General features: G+C 52.9%; 17 protein-coding genes, 1 tRNA gene and 1 CRISPR repeat array. Of the genes, 13 read left to right on the top strand and 5 right to left on the bottom strand.

Annotation, left to right across the window (positions count from 1 at the left end):
* A partial coding sequence (locus HMPREF2891_RS07725) for an ExeM/NucH family extracellular endonuclease (RefSeq protein WP_261666856.1) occupies nt 1-2,707 on the bottom strand: 2,707 nt, incomplete at its 3' end.
* A 324-nt stretch (nt 2,708-3,031) separates the two neighbouring features.
* Between HMPREF2891_RS07725 and HMPREF2891_RS07720 the strand changes: the two genes are divergently transcribed.
* Complete coding sequence (locus HMPREF2891_RS07720) at nt 3,032-3,424, top strand: rhodanese-like domain-containing protein (RefSeq protein WP_070664829.1); 393 nt, start codon at nt 3,032-3,034, stop codon at nt 3,422-3,424.
* 96 nt (nt 3,425-3,520) lie between these two features.
* Nucleotides 3,521-3,596 (top strand) — tRNA-Arg (locus HMPREF2891_RS07715).
* Between the two features lie 139 nt (nt 3,597-3,735).
* On the opposite strand, the gene HMPREF2891_RS07710 is transcribed toward HMPREF2891_RS07715, so the two are convergent.
* The 3 genes from HMPREF2891_RS07710 to HMPREF2891_RS07700 form a co-directional block, all read right to left on the bottom strand.
* Nucleotides 3,736-5,067, bottom strand: a complete 1,332-nt coding sequence (locus tag HMPREF2891_RS07710) for an MFS transporter (protein ID WP_070619110.1) — start codon at nt 5,065-5,067, stop codon at nt 3,736-3,738.
* Between the two features lie 35 nt (nt 5,068-5,102).
* Nucleotides 5,103-5,831, bottom strand: a complete 729-nt coding sequence (locus HMPREF2891_RS07705; RefSeq protein WP_070619113.1) for a glycerophosphoryl diester phosphodiesterase — start codon at nt 5,829-5,831, stop codon at nt 5,103-5,105.
* A gap of 436 nt (nt 5,832-6,267) precedes the next feature.
* Complete coding sequence (locus HMPREF2891_RS07700; protein ID WP_070664827.1) at nt 6,268-7,137, bottom strand: fructosamine kinase family protein; 870 nt, start codon at nt 7,135-7,137, stop codon at nt 6,268-6,270.
* 181 nt (nt 7,138-7,318) lie between these two features.
* On the opposite strand from HMPREF2891_RS07700, the gene HMPREF2891_RS07695 reads away from it, so the two are divergent.
* Genes HMPREF2891_RS07695 through HMPREF2891_RS07685 form a run of 3 tightly spaced genes read left to right on the top strand, consistent with a single transcriptional unit; the run spans nt 7,319 to nt 9,278 of the window.
* On the top strand, nt 7,319-8,215 hold the full coding sequence (locus HMPREF2891_RS07695) for an ABC transporter ATP-binding protein (protein ID WP_070664826.1): 897 nt from the start codon (nt 7,319-7,321) through the stop codon (nt 8,213-8,215).
* Complete coding sequence (locus HMPREF2891_RS07690; protein WP_070664824.1) at nt 8,212-9,054, top strand: ABC transporter permease; 843 nt, start codon at nt 8,212-8,214, stop codon at nt 9,052-9,054. The genes HMPREF2891_RS07695 and HMPREF2891_RS07690 overlap by 4 nt, the downstream gene beginning before the upstream one ends.
* Entirely contained in the window at nt 9,054-9,278 is a 225-nt protein-coding gene (locus HMPREF2891_RS07685) for a helix-turn-helix transcriptional regulator (protein ID WP_070619124.1), read from the top strand. Before HMPREF2891_RS07690 ends, HMPREF2891_RS07685 begins: the two co-directional genes overlap by 1 nt.
* Nucleotides 9,279-9,404: 126 nt before the next feature.
* Here HMPREF2891_RS07685 and HMPREF2891_RS07680 read toward each other — a convergent pair whose 3' ends face one another.
* Nucleotides 9,405-10,391, bottom strand: a complete 987-nt coding sequence (locus HMPREF2891_RS07680) for a diaminopimelate dehydrogenase (RefSeq protein ID WP_070619127.1) — start codon at nt 10,389-10,391, stop codon at nt 9,405-9,407.
* Between the two features lie 219 nt (nt 10,392-10,610).
* Here HMPREF2891_RS07680 and HMPREF2891_RS07675 point away from each other — a divergent pair, with 219 nt between their 5' ends.
* From HMPREF2891_RS07675 to cas2e, 8 genes are read left to right on the top strand one after another with little or no spacing between them, the layout of a single operon-like run.
* Nucleotides 10,611-13,508: a CRISPR-associated helicase/endonuclease Cas3 gene (locus HMPREF2891_RS07675; RefSeq protein WP_070664822.1), complete on the top strand. Its 2,898-nt coding sequence runs from the start codon at nt 10,611-10,613 to the stop codon at nt 13,506-13,508.
* On the top strand, nt 13,501-15,171 hold the full coding sequence (casA, locus tag HMPREF2891_RS07670) for a type I-E CRISPR-associated protein Cse1/CasA (protein ID WP_070664820.1): 1,671 nt from the start codon (nt 13,501-13,503) through the stop codon (nt 15,169-15,171). Before HMPREF2891_RS07675 ends, casA begins: the two co-directional genes overlap by 8 nt.
* A complete protein-coding gene (gene casB, locus HMPREF2891_RS07665; RefSeq protein WP_083309364.1) occupies nt 15,152-15,775 on the top strand; it encodes a type I-E CRISPR-associated protein Cse2/CasB in 624 nt (207 codons plus the stop codon). The genes casA and casB overlap by 20 nt, the downstream gene beginning before the upstream one ends.
* Before the next feature lie 8 nt (nt 15,776-15,783).
* Nucleotides 15,784-16,899, top strand: a complete 1,116-nt coding sequence (cas7e, locus tag HMPREF2891_RS07660) for a type I-E CRISPR-associated protein Cas7/Cse4/CasC (protein ID WP_070619141.1) — start codon at nt 15,784-15,786, stop codon at nt 16,897-16,899.
* Nucleotides 16,896-17,603 carry a type I-E CRISPR-associated protein Cas5/CasD gene (gene cas5e / locus HMPREF2891_RS07655; RefSeq protein ID WP_070619144.1) on the top strand — a complete coding sequence of 236 codons (708 nt, stop codon included), beginning with the start codon at nt 16,896-16,898 and terminating at the stop codon, nt 17,601-17,603. The genes cas7e and cas5e overlap by 4 nt, the downstream gene beginning before the upstream one ends.
* Nucleotides 17,604-17,605: 2 nt before the next feature.
* Entirely contained in the window at nt 17,606-18,277 is a 672-nt protein-coding gene (gene cas6e, locus HMPREF2891_RS07650; RefSeq protein ID WP_070619147.1) for a type I-E CRISPR-associated protein Cas6/Cse3/CasE, read from the top strand.
* Nucleotides 18,278-18,285: 8 nt separating this feature from the next.
* Nucleotides 18,286-19,215: a type I-E CRISPR-associated endonuclease Cas1e gene (cas1e, locus tag HMPREF2891_RS07645; RefSeq protein ID WP_070619150.1), complete on the top strand. Its 930-nt coding sequence runs from the start codon at nt 18,286-18,288 to the stop codon at nt 19,213-19,215.
* A gap of 8 nt (nt 19,216-19,223) precedes the next feature.
* On the top strand, nt 19,224-19,619 hold the full coding sequence (gene cas2e, locus HMPREF2891_RS07640; protein WP_070664818.1) for a type I-E CRISPR-associated endoribonuclease Cas2e: 396 nt from the start codon (nt 19,224-19,226) through the stop codon (nt 19,617-19,619).
* Nucleotides 19,620-19,680: 61 nt separating this feature from the next.
* Nucleotides 19,681-20,136: a CRISPR direct-repeat array (repeat unit 29 nt; unit sequence ATGTTCCCCGCGCATGCGGGGATGACCCC).
* Nucleotides 20,137-20,169: the final 33 nt, after the last annotated feature.

The following is a 20,169-nucleotide window of genomic DNA, read 5'->3' as shown; positions in this document are numbered from 1 at the left end:
TGACCGTGTACTTCACGCCCTCCATGTCCTTAACGGTTGCGAACGGCTTTACCGTGCATGAGGCCGGATCGGAGGCAGACGGATTGATGAACTCCGGCGTAGCCGGGCTCACAACCCTGTCCTCACCGGGGCCGCCGGGTTCTGGCGTCTTTTCGAACGTCTTTAGCCCCATCTTGAGCGGGTTGTGGTCAGACGAACGGTACGGCGTCAGATCGAACAGCTGGTCTGCCTTAACGTTGTAGTTGTAACGCGAGTATTCGAATGCCAGCGGCTCCATCGCGTTCACGTCCCAAACGTCAGCTCCGACCACCAGATCTTTCGCAAGATCATTTGCGAGGCCGTGGTCAAGCGAGCCAACGCGTGCGCCAAACAGGTAGGAAGCATTCTGGATGTTGAACATGTCAGCAACTGAAGTGTAGCCGGCCTCCTCGATGGTAAGAACCGGATCTTCCTTAGAGTAGGAGTTCAGATCGCCAAGCAGAATGGCTGGCTTGCCAGCAAACTGAGCGGCCACCCAATTGGTGACTTCCTGAGCCTGCGCGATGCGGAGCAGGTTGTTGTTGCCCTGCCACTCGTCCTCGTCATTTTCGAATTTCTTCGCAAGGGAACCCTTGGACTTGAAGTGATTAACAACGGTTACGAACTTGGTGCCAACCGGTTGCCCCTCGTCAAGTGCCTGCCATTCTTGGGCCAGCGGTTCGCGAGCGTAACCCGTGAACCATTCGCTACCCATCAGGATCGAAGAATCTCCAATGGGGGTTACCTCTGCCGTCTGGTAGATGTAGGCCAAGCGGATGACGTCCTCGTCTGCAGGAACGTCCTTAGGGGAAGGCACAAAAGTCCACTTGTCGGCACCTGCCGCCTTGTTCAACTCTTGTACGAGTTGCTTCAACGACTCGTCACGATCGTGACCGAACTTAGCTGAGTTCTCAATCTCTTCCAAGCCAACGATGGAGGAATCCAACTCGTTAATAGCGGCAACAATTTTTGCCTGCTGACGTTCGAAAGCAGCCTTGGAGTATGCGCCGCGAACATTGCAGTAGTTGGCGGTCACAGGCCGAGCCTCGCGATCCCGGTAGTACTTACAACCTGCTTCGTTTTCACCCAGGTCGGTGAAGTAGTTCAGGACGTTGAAAGAGGTGAGGGTCAGGTTAGCGCCGGCTTCGCTGAAATCACCCGGGGCTGCCGGCCGCTCATTGTTGGTGATGTCAATCCACTTATCGGTGTTGTCCACGCCCTTAACATTCACCGGCTCGGTTGGCTGGTAGTTCCACTGGAAGCGGAAGTCTAAAACCACCGGCTTCTTGATGGTGACCTTCGAGCCTACGCGAAGCGGGTCATTTACGTTCAAATACGGAACCGGAATGAGGTGGTTCGGGTACTTGAAATTGGTGTAATCCGTAGATTGGCCATCATCGAGAGCGATAATAGAGGCCTTGTTAGCAGCTTCGAGCGCCCCAATCTCGTTGGGATTACTTGCCGGATGGTAAACGTCAGAAGGTTGGCGTAGCGGCTTGTCCTGCGTGGTGAGTAGCACTGTGCCGTAGCGGTTAGTTCCGTAGTTATCAGTAACCGTATGAGCCTTGGTGATCTGCAAAAGCATGCCTTCGAGAGCTTCACGGCCTTCCTCAGTATCTGGTGCCGCTTCGAGCTCTAGAGGCTGGATTGCTTCCACACCCTCGGGACGATCAATCTTCTTGAAGGAGGTAGCGGAGATTTGCGTGGAAGAGGTTGTAGCACCCTTGGTCTGGTATTCGCTTACCTTGCCGGTGACCTCAACAAAATCGCCAATCTGGAACTGCTTAGCGAAGTCCTTCGAGTAAATGAAGACCGCGTCCGAAGCGTCCGGGTTGGTGCCGTTGAACTGAATGTAAGCGCCGTTGAAACCGCCGGTGGGGTAGATCGCGGTGACTTCGCCACGGGTGGTCACCGTTTGGTTCACCATTGTTGAGGCTGGTCCGGTGCCCTGAATCTCCTCAATCGAAATGATGTTGGTTACCGGCTCGGGGTTTTGCGGATCAGACGGCTCTGGTGTCTGCGGGTTGGTAGGTTCTTCAGGGGTAACCGTACCCTTGCTGTTTTGCGGGGTAGCAGTGGATACCGAGAAATCGGACGTGTTGTTATTGGTGTCCGCACCGTTCGCGCGTTGGAACGATTTGTCACCCTTTGACTTGTTTGCATTTGCAGCGGACTCAAAAACCTTTGTGGCGCCCCACCCAAAGGTGTCAATTACATTTGCGTCTGCGGAAGTATCGCCCGCAACCGTTAGAGCCTCAGTGCCTTTTGCCAGGATGACGCTTCCATCATTTCCGGCAAGGCTGAAGTTGCCTTGAGCGTCCGGATCGTACTTTTGGAACGCTTCGTGTTGACCATTCTTGTCTGCCGAGTTTCCAGCAACCAAGAAGTATCCTTTAGCGGCAATCGTTCCTTGCAGAGGAGAGACGCTGGCTTTCGTGGCAGTTAGGTTCTTTTTGCTGAAGTACTGAAGTGACATGCCGTCAAGTGAGATCGCTTCAGTTGTTGGGTTGTACAGTTCAACAAAGTCACGAAGAGTGCCATCGGCACTGTCTCCGCGCGTGTAAACTTCGTTGATTACTACGTTGTCGCCCGCTGGGGTTGCCAGGGACGGCACGGGGGTGAGCGGGGTTAGAATCAGGGCGCCCGCAGCGGCTACCGCAATCCCACCCGCAAAGCGTTTGAGCTTCACCATAAGTTTCCTAGTCTCTTTGAAATTTCTTATTCACTTCGCGCTGAGGCAAATATGCACGTCTTTGTAACAGCCGCAACGCATACCTTCGGCACCTCCGGTTGAGCGCGCGTTGTTCAAGGCGTTTTGCTCGTGTCCAGCCGGTTGGGAGGTTGTCCTAACCGGACTCGCCGTTTAATGCTACTAAACAAAAAAGGTGTACTTTTCACATTTAATGCGTGACTTTTCGGCGTTGTGTCGTTGGTGTCCAACTAGACAACTGTTGTTAATACCGGCAAGCTTTTGTTAAACAACCATTTCCGCATCGGTGTATTGGAGGATCGCGTGAAGAAGCTGGTTGCACAGACGCTCGCGGTGTCGCTCGCGGCCTTCATTTTAGCTGGATGCGCTGGGGATAGTCAGACTGAAACGAAAGAAAATGAGGGAATAACCATGGAAAGCGTTGTTGAAGCTGGCACCATCTTGGACGTGCGCACGCCGGCAGAGTATGCGGAAGGCCACTTGGAAGGCGCGGTGAACATTGACGTTACTGATCCGGGGTTCGAGGACGCCATTGCCTCTCTGGATCCTAATGGGGCTTACTCCGTTTACTGTCGTTCCGGTCAGCGCTCCGGCAAGGCTGTAGCGATCATGGAGCAGAAAGGTTTCACGAACGTAACTAATGTTGGTGGGGTTCAGGATGCCTCGGCGACGTTGGGGATCGATATCGTCAAGTAACGGTTCGCCTGCCGCTTGGACTGTGGCGAGTATGACAACCTGTTGATTTGGTTGTTTGCCGGAATACCCACTAAACTTGTTCAGGTAACAACCAATGCGCTCGTAGCTCAACGGATAGAGCATCTGACTACGGATCAGAAGGTTGGGGGTTCGAATCCCTTCGAGCGCGCCAAAGCACCCACTCGGTGAGACCCATCGGCTGGGTGCTTATTCAATTGTCCAGCATATTAATCAGCACTGGCTTCGGGCAAGCAAAGGGGCGCCCGGCTGATGCCAAGCGCCCCTCTTAGTGGACAAACTCAAGTGGTCGTTTACGCAGCTACCTCAGCTTTGCGTGCGATCCGCCTATTGGTGTAGTCCAACGCCCACGCAGCAAGCGCGCCTACAACCGAAGCGCCCACGGTAATCATGAACACCTGCTGGTATCCAGCCGCGGGGTTACCCGCCTCGGTTGCGCGATCCACCAGGCCAGCCGTGGTGGGGTTGCCCCACAGGATCGAAGCGTAAGCGAGGAATGAGCCTACAGCCATTGCGGAGCCGTTGATCTCGTCAGGAAGGTTCAACTCGGCAATCGGGGCGAGGATAACTGCCTTACCCATGAATACGCCGAACGCCATGATGAATAGCAGACCCATTGCAGCCCAAATGTTGGTAGGCGGAAGCATGAAGATCGCGATCGAACCAATAGCCGTAACGGTTAGTGCCACGGCCATCATGCGAGTGGAGGATTTGAATACGTAATCCGCAAGAAGACCAGCTACCAGGCCTGCGAAAATGCCGACGAGGCCCGTGTTGAAAATGCCGAACGCGCCAGCCTGCGCATCCGTTGCCTTGAACACCAGGGAAAGGTACGGAGCGGAAGAGTAGATCAGGTTGACGTACGACCAGTAGACGCACAGCGCGGCAATGCCAGCAGCCCAAACGCGCGGGCGAGCAAGAACGTGAATAAGGCCGCGCAGAGCAGCCTTGTTCTGCGTATCGCTTTCGCTTTCAGCCTGCGCAACAGCGTTCTTAGGCACCCAACGAAGGATTGCGAAGATCAGCGGGATCAGAATGACCGTGTACAGGATTGCCATGATGCGCATGACGCTGGTGGCGTGGTCTGCAAATACTGCGAGCAGACCAACAACGATGAGGTTCATCAAGAACTCAGCGGCGCGGCGGATCGACTCAAGCAGACCCATTGCAAGGCCACGACCCTCTTGATCTTCGTCCTTAGAAATAAACGCAACCCCGTTAACCACTGCGGGCCAGCCGATGGCGTCCCAAACACCCCACGAAATCGCGATCGCGATCATTACGTTGAAGTTAAGACCGGGAATCAAGAAGAGGATGAGCGCGGTAGCGCAGCGCCACGCGGACCAGGCGACCAGGAGCTGTCGGATGGTGAAGCGGTTGTTCACCCAGCCTCCTGGCACGTAAAGGAACATTGCGATACCTAGCCAGCCCATGAGGATACCGAACTGACCAATCGAAATGCCAAGGACGTTGGTCAGTGGGATCATTAGCGATCCCTTGAACGCCTCAAATGCGGAGTACGTTAGCTGACCGGCCATTACCACCGTTAGGAACGGGGCGGCCTTGCCGCGGCGCAAAAATGCCGGGAGGCGGCTCTTCTTTCCAGAAGCTGCTGCACTTTCCATTTGTATTTCTTTCTAGTAGTTGAATTTAGATGGGTTTACTTCTTTAACATCTGGTGTGCGACGTCGGTAAAAATACCGGTCACGCCCCAGTTGAAAAGTTCATTTGCTCGTGCGGGGGAATTCACCGTCCACACGTTCACCCCGTATCCGGCCTCGCGGAACGCCTGCACCTGAGCGCGGGTCAGTGTGGAGTCGTCAGGGTGAATGTAGTCGGCTCCCACGAGCTCGAGGATGGACTTCCAGTCATCCCACAGGTTTTCGGCCACGAACAGTGCGCCCACGCTGTATTGGGGCGCCTTGTCCTTGAAGATTTTCAACAGTACGTGGTTGAACGAAGAGATGATCACCTGCGGACCATCTAGGGCTTCGAGTTCTTTTAAAATCGCGTCAACCAGTTGGAGGCTCATTTGCGCTCCGGCCTCGTTCGACTTGATTTCGATGTTCGCGTTAAGGCCCGTCTCGTTCATGAATGCCACGAGCTGCGCTAACGTGGGGATTCTTTCGCCCGCGAACTCGGGGGAGAACCAGGAGCCTGCGTCAATGTCATCCAAGTCAGAAACCGTGAGGTCGTAGTAGCTACCAGACCTGTTCGTTGTGCGATCCAAAGACGAATCATGAATGAGGATTGGTGTTCCGTCCTTCAGGACGTCCACATCTGTCTCAATCCAGGTGGCGCCGGCCTCGACTGCTTTCTTGAAAGCGGCCATGGTGTTCTCGGGAGCGATGGCACTGGCGCCGCGGTGAGCGAAAATTGTCTTATCCATTTTTTAAAACCTCTTTGTTAACCGATAAGGGCCCCAGATTACAGCCAAATTGAGTAGGTAAAATCAAAAATGCTGCTCAGACGTGTTTTGCTGACCAAAATGTGCAGTTCTTCTAACGAGTTTTCCAGCTTGGGAGGACAGAAATGAACACGACTAATGTGAAAATTAAGTGTCTAACGCGTTAACAATGGGTAAACAAGGTGAGCCAGGTCACTCCTCTGAGCAGAGTTTTGGATCTTCTCCCGAGTGTCTGACGTCTGTTCAAATGTTTGGCTAGCTGTTTGCCTGTCGTTTCTAATAGCTCTCTGCTCGCGAGAGCAGGGCACCGTCTGTATTGCCTAATCTCCGTCTTAGTGGTTTAAGATTGACGGCGTGTGAGTGCTCGCAGTAGTGCTTGCTTCTTACGCTTTCGCGCCTTGTTCCCAGGGGCTTGCGGTTATACGTAGCGTTTGCAGGTCGCTATCACCTGGTCCCCGTAAGAACCGCCGAACAGCTCTGCGTGGATTATCAAAATGTGAAGTTGATGCAAACCAATGCGTTCTTGCCAACCGGCTTCAAGTTTAGATTCGGCCTCGTAACCGGCGTAAATGTCACCCAGGTGGGGCTGGCCGAAGACGCTTAGGTCAGCCAGATCCTTCTCCGCATGGCCGCCGCATGCTGCCGGATCGATCAGCACCCCTACTGTTCCTGGTAGGTCTTGATGAGTGGTGCCGAGTCCGGCATTTGCGGGCGCCCAATCAAGTAGGTCAGAGCGCGACCACAGTACGTTGCCGCTCCAAAGATCGCCGTGGATCCTGGAAGCAGATGTTTTGACGAGGGCGGGCTCGGGCGCATCAAAATCGCCGTCGCGAAGGCGTTCGCACACCTGGTCAACAACCCGCATGTATCCGCGCGGAATCGCTCCATTGTTAATGGCTACTGGAAGGTGTGGCAAGATGCGTTCTTGCGCAAAGAAATCGCCCCACGTGCAGTATTCTCCGGGCCTGGTGAATGACAGGTTAGCCATCCCCATCCAGCCGCGACCTTCCCAGCCCAGGGGAGCCTGCCCGTAGTAGTTCGCTCCCTGCGCATGTGTTAGTGCCAAAGCTCGACCAAACTGGAACGCCGCTTCCTGCGTGACCGAGCTGCTTTGCACCGCCCTCGTCGAGATTTCTCCATCTTTAACGCTGACGACGGGCACCACGTGTGCTCCACCAAACTCCATGGCTTCACCAAGCCACTGCAAACCCAGCGCTTCCAGTTCCGGTGCATCTGGGTTCGATGAATCAGTTTTGACAAACACGTCGTTATTGCGGCGAACACTCATGCTTCCACTATTGCAAAGCAGGCATGGAAGCGCGAGTGGCTGGAGGTTGGATAGGTGTGGTTATGCAGGTTTGTAGGTGTAGAAGTTTAAATTGCTAAAAGCAAAGTAGCTGAGATCTTGTCGAATATAGTAGAAATGCTATATTTAGAGATGTAAGTTATATAGATTGTTTGGAGGGTGCATGGCTGCCTTGATAGAAGCGCACGGTCTGCATTTCGCTTACGGGAAAGTGCAGGCCCTGCGTGGCATTGACCTGTCGATCAGCCGGGGAGAGGTTGTAGCTATCCTCGGCCCAAACGGCGCTGGTAAAACAACCTTTGTCGAAACCCTCATGGGCTCCATTAGGCCAGACGAGGGTGACATAAGAGTATTCGGAAAGCATCCGACTGATTTTTCTGCCCGTGAATGGACGCGGATCGGCCTCGTGCAACAACACTGGAAAGATCACGAAAAGTGGCTCGTCGAAGAGCACCTGAAGTGGATCCAATACGCACATGAAAGTATCGGCGCAGACACGTATGACCCGTTCGAGCTGTTGGCAAGCCAGGGTCTGGGAGATAAAAGAAAAGCGAAAATGAGTTCCCTATCTGGTGGCCAACGCCGGCGCGTAGACTTCATCGCCGCCATGATTTCCAAGCCCAACCTGCTCTTGCTCGATGAGCCAACCACCGGCCTCGACCCGGAGGCGAAGGCGATGATCCATGACATAGTGAGTGCCTCCGCAGACCTTGGAGCAACCGTTGTGCTAACAACTCATGACCTGCATGAAGCTGAAAAGCTGGCGTCGCGCATCCTCATTATCAAAGACGGCAAGCTCATCGCGGATGCCAGCGTACCTGAACTTAGTGACCAGCTTGCAAAACCCGCACAGATTACGTGGAAACAAGACGGCAAGCGCTTTGTTCACGCTACCAATCATGTGGAAGCGTTTGTCAAAACGCTGGATCTAGATGTCATAACCGGCCTTTCAATCTCGCGGCCCACGTTAGAGGACGCCTACCTTGCCCTCGTCGATGACAAGAAAAACAACGATGCGGTCGAAGTGAAACCAGCTGAGGTGAAGGGAGGCGTGCTGTGAAAGTGTCTGGATTCTTGAAAATGATCGGCATGCATGTGAAGGCCGAGATACGCATAAACCTACTGGGCGCTGCTATCTTCAATTTATTCTTCACACCCCTGGTGATTTTAGGTGTGGGCAAATGGATAGATGGCAAAGTCTTGGAGCAGATCGGGACCTCGATCGGCAGGTACATGGTCATTTCGATGACTGCGGGACTTTCGATGCTAATCATCATTCAGCTGACCTCGGAGATGATGATGGAACGTAGTTCCGGGGTTTTGTTGCGCGCCAGGTCGCTGCCGAATGGGCCTATGGCGTGGGCGATCGGTAAATCAATTTCGACTGGCATCGTTGTGTTGCTTATGCAGATTCTAATTCTGATCGGCGGATTCGTTTTCTTTGATATGAGCCAGTTAGGTGCGGGAACCACGCTGCTGGTAGTGCTGGTTATGTTGTTCTCTGTTGCTACGCACGCTCCCATTGGGTTGATTCTCGGAAGCTTAGTCCGCGAAATGTATGGAAATGTCGTGATTACCCTGGGCGTGCTCGCTTTGTTCGCGACTTCTGGGATCGCGTTTCCTTTAGATATTTTGCCCCGACCGGTGCAGGCGGTGCAGCTAGTTTTGCCAACGTTCTGGTCTGGCCACCTTGTGCGCTCCGTGGTGATGCCCGCCCAGGCTGGCGCCGCGGAGGTAATTGGGTCGTTCCAGCCCTTGCTAGCCTCGGGTATTCTTGCTCTGTGGCTCGTAGCTGGGTTTTTCGTTGCATCGTTCTTGATCAAACGCTTCTTCCGCCACGAGTCGATAGGAGCAATGCAGAAAATGCAAAATAATCTTCGTAGTCAATTGGGTGCGTAATGGCTGAGGATCGAGTTTATAACCGCATCGCAGTTATGCGGGCAGACAGGGGAGTCTCGCGACGCGAACTTGCTGACGCCCTTGGCGTGCACTACCAGACGGTTGGCTACCTAGAGCGCGGCGAGTATGCTCCCTCGCTTGCCCTCGCACTCCAACTGGCCGCGTTCTTCGATGTTCCAGTTGAGTCCCTATTTTCTCTAAGAGAATTCCCACCTTTGCGCTGATTTTTATTTTTCGACGAGGCTGTTGTAACCATTCGCGGATAGTAACCACAGTAGGTGAGTAGATACAAAGACCGGCCCCTGCATGCGTAGGGGCCGGTGTTTTGCTTGGCTATTTCGCCCTGCGGTTTAGAGTAGCTCCTTGCGAAGCTGTGCGGGCGTTTTTGGCGAGTAGTAGGCCGGAGGAATGTCGAAAACGGTTGCGGCCCCGCGCTTGCCAGCCTCGAATAGGCGCGCGGTTGCCCGTGCGGTTGCGGCAACCATGGCGCCCGTGAACTCCGGATTAGATTCGAGGGTGAGGCGGTATGAGATCGCCTGGTGTGTTCCCGGGGACGTCTCGCCGGCTCGAATCACTTCGCCGCCGTGCGGCATTCCCGAATGGTCACTGGCCATTTGTTCGGCGCTAATGAACTCAACCGTGGTGTCATAGTCCGCAAAATAGGCAGGCATAGTGACGATAGCTTCGCGAATCGCGGCCTTGTCAGCGCCCTCTTGCGCAACTACGTAGACCAGGCGCGTGTGCTTATCCCGCGTGGAAAGCTCAGCGTTTTGGCCGGCGCGAATGCTCTCTTTGGCAGCTTCTACGGGAAGCGTGTACTGGACGGCGTCAGCCACGCCCTCGATGCGGCGAACCGCCTGCGAATGCCCCTGAGACACTCCCGGCCCCCAAAATGTTGTGGTGGAACCATTGGGGAGCACAGCCTGTGCCATGAGGCGGGTCAGAGAGAACAGGCCGGGATCCCAACCGGAACTGATCACGCTGACGTGGTCCGCGGCTTTGGCAGCCTCGTCAATCGAATCAAAATAGGCGGGAATGTTGGAGTGGTTATCGTAAGAATCAACCGTGTTGAACAGGGCCGCAAACTGCGTTCCTTGATTTACGAGGTCAGTGGCCGAACCCCCACAGTTCACGCAAACATCCACCTGCCCAACGTACTTGGGGGCGTCCTCAATGGGTGCTGCCGGGACGAACTTAGTTCCCAAGCTTGCCGGGTCGCGGCGGGTGAAAATGGTGACGAGCTCCATGTCGGGGCTTTCATGCACGGCCAGCTCAACTGCTCGCCCCAGGTTTCCGTACCCGTTAATGGCAACTCGGATCTTGCGTGATTGTGACATGACCTCTCCTTTCGTTGCCTATAGTGTTCCGCGTTTACCACGCCCCTCGCATCCGCAGTTCATCATGTGGTTCAAAAGCGGGGCAGGCGGGTTGCATGCTCCTCGCGCTAGCGGGGTTTACCTTATCGCCAGCCGAGCGATTAGCGGGTTTCAAAAATAATGTCCGTACCCTCTGCTTAGATAAAAACAACCAAAAAGATGACACTTTGTGAGGGGCAAATGCTTAACGCAGCGACGCGGAAACTGTGGGCGAAGAGTTCCAACTACGAGGGTGGACAACCAACGGCGTGGCTTCCCCTGTACTTGCATGCCATGGACGCGATGGGGGTGGCTGACAAATGTTTAGAAGAGTGGATCGCACCCATGCAGTTCGAGACGCTGATGAATCAATCCCCTAGAAGGCTTTCGAAAGAAGCGGTCAAAGCACTCGCGCGATTCCTTGTGGGCGCTCACGATATTGGCAAGGCAAGTCCTCCGTTTTCGGGGAAAGTGCCTGCGCTACACGTGAACGTGATTGATTTAGGATTCGATAATCCCTTCATAGCCCCGATGACTCGTTCGGCTTTGAAGCACGGATTGGTTGGTGCCGAGTTTGTGTCTGCCTACTTGATGGGACGCTCCTGGAAGCGGCGTGCGGCGGTTGCATTAGGGTCGGTCGTTGGCGGTCACCATGGGGTGCCTGCTTCGGTTATTGAACTAACTGAAGCTCGACGTTCACAAGACAAGTTGGGCGCTGAAGGTTGGGTTGAGTCTAGAGCCGAGCTTCTGGACTGGTTGTTTGAGCGTTCCGGGTTGGGGGATTTTGAGGATGAAGTTAAGGATACGCGCTGGACGCAAGCGGCATTAGTGGTTCTTGAAGGGCTCACTATTATTTCGGATTGGATTGCATCAAATGATCGCTATTTTCCGATCTTCCCCATAGGGTCGCAGGAGCCGCAAAAATATTTAGAAAATGAAGAACTTTTCCGTCAGCGCGTGGAACGAGGTTGGAACCTGGTTCATATTTCTCCAACTTGGGAAGCGGCGAGCTTGCAGGGCGACGCTGATGAAGTGGTGAGGCGTAGGTTTGGATTAGGGCCGTCTGCGGTAGCGCGTCCACTTCAGTCAGAAGTGTTGAACGTTGCGAGACAGATGGATGCTCCGGGGATTCTCTTGATTGAAGATGTCATGGGGGCAGGGAAAACCGAGGCCGGGCTGCTCGCGGCAGAAATCCTGGCTCAAAGGAGTGGTGCTTCCGGAATTCTGATGGTGTTGCCTACCCAAAGCACTACGGACAGCATGTTCGCTCGCGTTAAAAATTGGGTTGAATCGGGTACTGATCTTGCCGGTAACGCAAGTGAAGCGACTATGGCGCTGATGCATGGAAAAGCTCAGATGAATGAGCTGTATCAGAACATGGAATTTGCGAATTCGTACAGTGCATGGGACTTCGGGTTTGACTCAGAAGGATACATTCCTTCCATTCCAGATGTATCTAATAGTGAGGCGAATATTTCTGGCAAGACGGTTCGTTCGCCGTGGATGTCAGGCAAGAAGAGTCTTCTGTCTGAGATCGTTGTTGCAACAATTGATCAACTGTTAATGGTCGCTTTGCGAGCCAGGTATTTGGCGCTTAGGCACATGGGGATTAGCCGCAAAGTTGTGGTTATTGACGAGATTCATGCTGCGGACGTGTACATGCGCGAATACCTTTATATGGCTTTGGAATGGTTGGGCGCTTATGGTGTGCCGGTAGTAGCGCTGTCTGCAACGTTGACTCCTAGTATTCGAAAAGAGATTACAGATGCCTATGCGCGTGGGGCATTAGTGCGAGATGAAGCGGGGCAGAAGAAAGCGGTCCGAGCCAGAAAGGTGAGTGAGCCTGAAGCAGGCCAGCCAGATTTGCTCTATCCAGTGCTCACCTACACGAAGCAGAAAAGGGCAACGAGTATCGAAATGCCGCAGGCTTTGCCCGCAAAGTGTGTCAATTACGAGTTCGTTGAAGAGCGAGACATTCCTGGCCTTGCAAGCCGTCTACTTGACGATGGTGGATGCCTGCTGGTAGTTCGCAATACTGTCAAGGATGCGCAGAAGGTGTACGGCGAGCTACAAGAGATCTTCGGGGAGGACGTGCGGCTTGTGCACGCTCGATTCACGTCTAAGCATCGTTCAGGAAACGATGCTTGGTTGCTTAAGAGATTTGGTAAACCCGGCGCGGATGTGTGCAGGCCGCGTAGGCAAATCGTGGTAGCAACTCAAGTGGTTGAGCAAAGCCTGGATTTAGATTTCGACGCAATAATCACTGATTTAGCGCCTATCGATTTAGTTTTTCAGCGCATTGGTAGAGTCCACCGTCACGAACGCGAGCGGCCCGAACGGCTTCGTACACCCAAGTGCTTCTTAATTGGTGTTCCCGATTTAGGTAACGACGCTCCGCAAGAGATGAAATCTATCAAGTGGAACGTCTACGAACCGTTGCTTCTGCTTCGAACCGCCGAGCTGCTACGTATGAAGCAACCGCGTCAGTTGGTGATTCCAGACGAAATACCGGAACTGACATATCAGGTGTTTGATTGCGCGGGTGCAAGTAACCCCAGGTGGGAAACGGCTGAGTCCGTGTTAGAACAACAAGCTGCTGATACGGCGCGTTCTCGCCAAGAAAGCGCAAAAACATTCCGCTTGCGTAGCCCCGGTGAAGGCAGGGATGGGCTAACCAATTGGCTCGATGCGTCGACTACAGATGATGATGCGTCCGCCAGGGCTCGCGTTCGTGATGGAGAAGACACAATAGAAGTTCTACTCGTTGAAGATGAGGGAACTGCGGACAACCCGGTGTGGAAGATTTTTGATCCGGGAAGTGACCGCGATGTTAGATTCCTGCCAATGAACGGACCTATATCTGACGAAGAAGCGAGACTTTTGAGCGAATCAATGGTGCGTTTGCCCGCGTTCGCCGCAGATGTTCGCTATATTGATAAAATATTAGATCAACTTAGTTATCATGTTGGTGAGTGGCAGAAAAACAGGCTGGTTGCAGGCCAACTAGTTTTGCCGCTTCGAGATGGGCAGGCCGTGTTGGCTGGAAGAAAATTGAGGTACACACGAGAAAGAGGTCTTGAGGAGGTCAAGGATGACTGATAGATACTTCAATCTTGTAGAGGAAGAATGGCTTCCCGTGACCTTTCTTGATGGAAGTGTTCGTGAGCTTTCATTGAGAGAAGTGTTTCGGGATGCCGAGAATATTCGGTCTATCTCATCGGAGTTAGGAACGATGGATGGCGCGATTTTGCGGCTGCTGTTAGCAATCGTGTATTGCGCTTATCGTGAGTTTGACGACGAAGATGTTGTTGAGGTTTTTGACTTTGAAAGTTGGGAAGACGCGTGGGAAGATCCGGCGCTGATGTATTCCACGGTCGAAGAATACCTTGACCGGACAAGAGATCGTTTTTGGCTTTTTGATGCGGATTCGCCTTTCATGCAGGTTGCGGATCTTGAAACTAAGTCAGGTAAGACGGATTCGATAGCGAAGATCATTGCGGAGATTCCAGATGGTGAGCCTTTCATGGTTATGCGCAGCGGGGAAGGGGCTGAATCGGTAAGTCTCGCTGAAGCTGCGAGATGGCTCGTCCACTGTCAGGGTTACGACACGTCTGGGATCAAATCGGGAGCTTTGGGCGACCCGCGAGTAAAAGGCGGGAAAGGCTACCCCATAGGCACAGGTTGGGCAGGCCAACTGGGACTGATATGGGTTGAGGCCGAAAACCTGCATCAAACGATTCTTCGTAACCTGGTTCCGGTAGATTATTTCGCGGATCTTCAGCTCGAATACCCGAATCCCGCAGGTGATCTAGCGCCCTGGGAGAGAACGCCAGACACTTCGCAACAGCGAGGCCCTGCGGGTGCTGAACAAGCGCCGCTTAACGGCATTGTCGAGCTTTTGACATGGCAGTCACGTCGCGTTCGGCTCTTTAGAGAAGATGATCGTGTTCATTCAGTTTTGCTTGCGCAAGGAGACAAAATTCTTCCCCAACACAAGCAGGATTTCGAGACGATGAGTACCTGGCGGTATTCGAAACCGCAGTCAACAAAATTTAAGACTGATGTGTATATGCCGCGAATGTACGATCCGTCCGTTGCAATGTGGCGAGGTTTAGAATCCGTACTGGTTGGAACCAGCCCTAAATATGTAGGTCGTAATAAGACGGAAGTTCCTCGCTACTTGCCCTCCGCAATCGTCAAATGGAATGCGCACCTAGTATGGCAACATTTTGTGAGCGAAAAAGAGATCGTTCCGCTGCGGGGAGTGGGTTATGAGTACGGGCCGCAGTCATCGTCCTATGCCGAGCTTTTTGACGATCGAGTTCTTTTACCAGCTTCATTACTATCTAGTACTTCGATGCGTCGGCTGATTATAGACACGCTTTCGTCTACTCAGGATGTGGTTACTCATATTTCTTATTTTGCTTCCAACTTGTTGAAGGCAACGTCAATAAGTAGTTCATCTGATCAGGCGACTATGGCGCGCGATAAAGAAAAACAAATTACTTTCTTCATTCTGGATGAACTATTCAGGCGCTGGCTTGTTTCAGTTGGTTCAAATGAGAAAGAAGCCCGTCAAAGATGGGCGGATCAGCTTAGAAATGTTGTGCGACAGCGTGAAGAAGAGCTGTCAAGATCGGTCAACGAAGCCGCCTACTTGGGGAACGAATCCATGAGTTTAGGGAAGGCACAAATCTTCCTGAGGATAGCTGTTAGTAAAACTTTGAGAAACTACGAGGGGGATGAAACTGATGAGCAGTGAAGCTCAGTTGTTGAGTTACACCGAGAAAAGAAACCAACTCGCAAAACTGGTGGTAGCCAGAATTCGCTCTTTGTATGCGAAAGCAGAAGCTGGTGATTCCACTTCGAAAGGTCAACTTGCCACCTTGCGGAGGTCTATTTTTGCTCCATATGCGGCAGACCCACAGGTTTGGGATTTGACGCATGTGCCTGATGGGTTGATGCCTCCTATTAGAGGCGAACGGTTAACTCATGAAGAGCGGGTAGTTCATGCCGCGATGTGCCTGTTTGCACGCCACCAGCAAAGCAAGTCGGATCTCATGCACAAGGAAGGTGTCAGCTTTGCTGGGGCAGCGAGGCAGCTGGCTTTCATAGAGGGAAGCGAGTCTGAAGGTGTGCGAAGGCGTATGAACGCAGCAGCTACAGCAGTCTCGTTTGATGAGTTAGTTCGCCATATTGCAGCTCTCATATCAATGATGCGCGGGGCGAATATCAAGCTCGACTATTACAAGCTGGTGCAAGACCTATTCGACTATGATGCCGCGTTTGGTCGGGAACGGGTCCGGCGCGCCTGGTCACGAGACTACGTATCTAACAATCTTGATAAAGAACTAACTGACAAGTGAGGACTCTCATGTTTATTGACATTCACGTTATTCAACCGCTGCCTTCTTCCAATGTAAACCGTGATGAGACAGGAAGCCCAAAGACCGCGCTGTACGGCGGTGTTAGGCGCCACCGAGTTTCTTCGCAATCTTGGAAGAGAGCTACCCGGGAGACATTTGGAGCTTTCGTTTCGGATGAGTATTTGGGCACTCGCACTAAGCGTGCTCTTGAACTGGTGGCAAAAGAAATTGTTCAGCTGGACCCAGAGGCAGCTGAGCGGGCAACCGCGCTAGCCGAAGGCGTGTTCAAACAGCTTGGTATTGGTACGGAAGCCGTAACTAAGACTGACGGTGATGGTGAGGAGAAAGCTAAAGAGCTAAAGACGCTGTTCTTCCTCTCTAAAGCTCAGGTTCGGGCCCTTGCTAATCTTGCGTTAGAGAGCGAGGGCAAGCCGAAGAAGACTGAAGCTATGAAAGCTTTGCAGTCTGATAATGCTTTCGACATGGCCCTATTTGGACGTATGGTGGCTGATACGCCAGCTTTGAATATTGATGCTGCATGTCAAGTGGCTCACGCCATTTCCACTCATGCGGTTGAGACTGAGTTTGACTACTTCACAGCTGTTGATGACTACAAAGCGATGACTGATAAGACTGATGCGGGCGCCGGAATGATCGGAACCGTAGAGTTCGTATCTTCCTGTTTGTACCGTTACGCAACGATAAATGTTCGTCAGCTGGTTTCGAATTTGGAAAGTTCAGATGATGCACGCAACGCCGTGGAAGCTTTCCTTAAAGCATTTGTGAGTTCCATGCCTTCAGGCAAGGTGAACACGTTTGCTAACAACACGCTGCCGGCAGGTGTTTATGTGACTTTGCGTGAGGGGCCGATGTCTTTGGTAGGAGCGTTTGAGTCCGCAATTCGTTCCGATCGTGGTGACGGGTATGTGAAAAAGTCTGTCGATTCGCTGATTGACTATGCACAAACCATGTATGAAGCGTACGGCGATCCGAAGGACCAGTTTGTAATGGTTGCGGACAGGGCCGCTGGCTCGCTTACAAGGCTTACAGATAACAAGTTCTCGCTAGATTCGCTTGCGACGCAAGTGGCGGCTACCGCAATTCCGACAGGTGATGGCGAGTGACCACGCTTCTGATTCGAATTGCGGGACCTCTTCAATCGTGGGGTGATTCCTCGAGGTTTACGGTCCGTGGTACGAGGCGGGAGCCAACTAAGTCCGGAATTGTAGGGCTTTTGGCTGCCGCTCTGGGCCGGCCTCGCGATGCGTCTGTAGATGATCTAGCGCGCTTGAAAATGGCTGTGCGAACCGATCAGCCAGGCACATTGTTGGAGGATTTTCAAACGGCTGAAAATGACAGTGGGAGGAAGATGCCTTTGACGCGGCGACTTTATCTTGCTGATGCGGTGTTTACGGTTGCCCTCGAAGGGGACCGTGAGTTTTTAGAAACCATAAAGGATGCGTTAAACGCGCCGGTGTTTCCCTTGTTTTTGGGTAGGCGTTCTTGCCCTCCAACAACTCCCCTGGTTATTGGTATGTCTGACCTGGGGGTGAAGGATGCGCTGGAGCCGCCTAACCTGCCATGGCAGGCGAGTGACTGGTTTAAGAAGAGGCAACTTCGCGTTGGGTATAGTGCGGATCTGGTATTTGATGCAGATGCTGAGAATGATGCTGATCCAGCTTGCTTTGTTGAAACCGTGCGGGACGTTCCGGTTAGTTTTGACCGCACGTATCGAAAGTATGCTTGGCGAAGAGTTGCGCGAACCTCGGTGGTAATGCTTGAAGCAACCAAGCCGGTTCATGACCCGATCAGTGCATTGGAGGGATAGCTGTGTATCTCAGTAGATGTGAGTTGAACCCCAACAAGCGTGGCGCGCGGGAACTGCTTGGTAGCCCGCAACGCATGCACGCTGCTGTGCTTAGTTGTTTCCCTCGGTCGATGGCTGATGCTAACGGCCGCGTACTGTGGCGGGTAGATTACGATGACCGGGCTACCTACCTCTATGTGGTTTCTGAAATGAAACCGGACCTGGCGGTCATTCAAGAACAGGCGGGCTGGCCCGAGACTCCTACGGCAGTGAGTAGAGATTATTCACCGCTTGTTGAGAATCTGGCTAAGGGGCAGCAGTTTCATTTCCGTCTGACTGCGAATCCTGTGAAACAGGAGTTTGTGAGGGGTGGGAGAGGCAAACGGGTTGGACACAAGACTCCTGAACATCAAATACGTTGGTTGTTGGAGAGGGCGTCTCAGCATGGCTTCAAAGTTGTGCCACAAGCTCTTCCTGATGGGTCAGAAGCTCCGGCTGTTGACGTAACCAGAAGTCAGCAGGTCTCCTTCTTGAAGGCAGCGGATAGTCGCCGGAGGGTGTCGCTGCGCGTTGTCACGTATGAGGGTGTTCTAGAAGTGGTCGATCCGGATCTATTACGTATGACGCTTGTTGAAGGAATTGGGCGGGCTAAAGCATATGGATGTGGGTTGATGACTTTGAGTCCTGTTAGGTAGGAAATGTAATGAGTTCACGTCCCCCGCTCGAACGTGTCGCATTACCGCGTGTAACTGATCGTCTTTCATTTTTGTATGTGGAGAGGTGTGTTATCCACCGCGATCAAAACTCTTTAACTATACGAGACGAGAAAGGCACGGTTCGCTTGCCGGCAGCAAGCATTACAACCTTGCTGTTGGGGCCTGGCACTAGTGTTAGTCATCAGGCGGTTTCGTTGGTAGCGGAGTGCGGTGTCACATGCGTTTGGGTGGGGGAGAACTCTGTGCGCTATTACGCGCACGGTAGATCGTTGGCGCAGTCTACGGCTCTATTACAAGAGCAGGCGAGAAAAGTTTCAAACGAGAGGCTTCGTCTTGAGGTTGCGCGATCAATGTACAGCATGCGTTTTGCAGGAGAGGATGTCTCTGCGTTAAGTATGCGTTCACTGCGGGGGCGTGAGGGCGCACGCATGCGGGAAGTTTATAAGCAGAACTCGGTGCGGACGGGCGTGCCTTGGACTCGAAGGGCTTACGATCCTAATCGGTTTAGTGATAGTGATCCTGTTAATCAGGCACTTTCGGTTGCAAATTACTCTCTTTATGGCGTGATACACGCGGTTATAGTGTCATTGGGCTGCTCTGCTGGTCTTGGTTTTGTGCATGTGGGGCATGACAGGTCTTTCGTTTACGACATCGCGGATTTATATAAGGCGGAGACTTCGATTCCTATTGCGTTTGATGTTGCTCGTGACTATCCGGATGATTGCGTTGTAATGGCGAGGAAGAAGATGCGGGACAGCATATTTGAGAAGAAGATCATTGAACGTGCTGTTCGTGATGTGAAGATTCTTTTAGAGGGCGAGACTGTGACGGCTGAGCAGTTGGAAGCGAACGTAGTTTCGTTGTGGGACTTGAAGCAAAGTTCTGTGGCTGCTGGTACGAACTACGCTGATTTCTAGGGCTTTTCATGATGGTTCTGGTAACAACTGCAGTGTCAACGGGTTTGCGTGGCGAGTTGACGAGGTGGTTGCTTGAAGTGTCGCCAGGAGTTTTTGTAGGAACGGCGTCTGCACGAGTTCGAGATCAGATTTGGGCGTTTACTTGCGAGAATATTGGTAGCGGCAGGGCCACCTTGATCTTTCCTCAAAGGAATGAGCAGCGTTTAGGGATTAAGACGATTGGTGATGCTTGGGAAGCTACTGACTTTGATGGCATGACTCTCATTCGTAGGCCTGACCTGTCGGACAAGGAAGTTACGGGCAAAGTGACGGATCGCGCGAAGGTGCGCGAGGCTTCGGGATGGTCGATTGCGGGGCGTAGACGTTACTACAAAAGCTCGATCGAGCGTCGGCAACGCAAATAAAGTTGGTCAGAAACACGGTTATGATTTAATTAATTCCTTAGGAAATCAACGATTCCTAAGTATGTTCCCCGCGCATGCGGGGATGACCCCCCGCGTGTATTTGGATACTCACCACGTGAAAAATGTTCCCCGCGCATGCGGGGATGACCCTATAAACGGCTAGGCATGGGCCTACCGCAAACCATGTTCCCCGCGCATGCGGGGATGACCCCCCCGATCGACCAGCCAGTAACTGTTGAAGCCGATGTTCCCCGCGCATGCGGGGATGACCCCTCAAATACCAGCCGGTAGTTGCTTTTAACACCATGTTCCCCGCGCATGCGGGGATGACCCCACGGGCGTGCGAGTAGGTAGGGTTTCGGGCAGATGTTCCCCGCGCATGCGGGGATGACCCCAGTTGTCTTAATACTTTCGTGCCCCAAACGCCATGTTCCCCGCGCATGCGGGGATGACCCCCCGCCCGCGAACGTTCAATTCCTGTCCTACCCATGTTCCCCGCGCATGCGGGGATGACCCCAGTCATTAAACTTCCTTTCCAATCAAAGACAAA

Source organism: Actinomyces sp. HMSC065F11 (genome assembly GCF_001813085.1).
Taxonomy (GTDB): domain Bacteria; phylum Actinomycetota; class Actinomycetes; order Actinomycetales; family Actinomycetaceae; genus Gleimia; species Gleimia europaea.
Note: the sequence above shows the minus strand (reverse complement) of the source record. Positions and strands in the feature narration are given on the sequence as shown.

Bases quoted from the DNA above. Each gene is read 5' to 3' on its own strand.
- HMPREF2891_RS07695 (WP_070664826.1), top strand. From the start codon at position 7,319: ATGGCTGCCTTGATAGAAGCGCACGGTCTGCATTTCGCTTACGGGAAA.
- cas2e (WP_070664818.1), top strand. From the start codon at position 19,224: ATGATGGTTCTGGTAACAACTGCAGTGTCAACGGGTTTGCGTGGCGAG.
- casA (WP_070664820.1), top strand. From the start codon at position 13,501: ATGACTGATAGATACTTCAATCTTGTAGAGGAAGAATGGCTTCCCGTG.
- HMPREF2891_RS07685 (WP_070619124.1), top strand. From the start codon at position 9,054: ATGGCTGAGGATCGAGTTTATAACCGCATCGCAGTTATGCGGGCAGAC.
- HMPREF2891_RS07705 (WP_070619113.1), bottom strand. From the start codon at position 5,831: ATGGATAAGACAATTTTCGCTCACCGCGGCGCCAGTGCCATCGCTCCC.
- HMPREF2891_RS07710 (WP_070619110.1), bottom strand. From the start codon at position 5,067: ATGGAAAGTGCAGCAGCTTCTGGAAAGAAGAGCCGCCTCCCGGCATTT.
- cas1e (WP_070619150.1), top strand. From the start codon at position 18,286: ATGAGTTCACGTCCCCCGCTCGAACGTGTCGCATTACCGCGTGTAACT.
- casB (WP_083309364.1), top strand. From the start codon at position 15,152: ATGAAACTGATGAGCAGTGAAGCTCAGTTGTTGAGTTACACCGAGAAA.
- HMPREF2891_RS07700 (WP_070664827.1), bottom strand. From the start codon at position 7,137: ATGAGTGTTCGCCGCAATAACGACGTGTTTGTCAAAACTGATTCATCG.
- HMPREF2891_RS07675 (WP_070664822.1), top strand. From the start codon at position 10,611: ATGCTTAACGCAGCGACGCGGAAACTGTGGGCGAAGAGTTCCAACTAC.
- HMPREF2891_RS07680 (WP_070619127.1), bottom strand. From the start codon at position 10,391: ATGTCACAATCACGCAAGATCCGAGTTGCCATTAACGGGTACGGAAAC.
- cas7e (WP_070619141.1), top strand. From the start codon at position 15,784: ATGTTTATTGACATTCACGTTATTCAACCGCTGCCTTCTTCCAATGTA.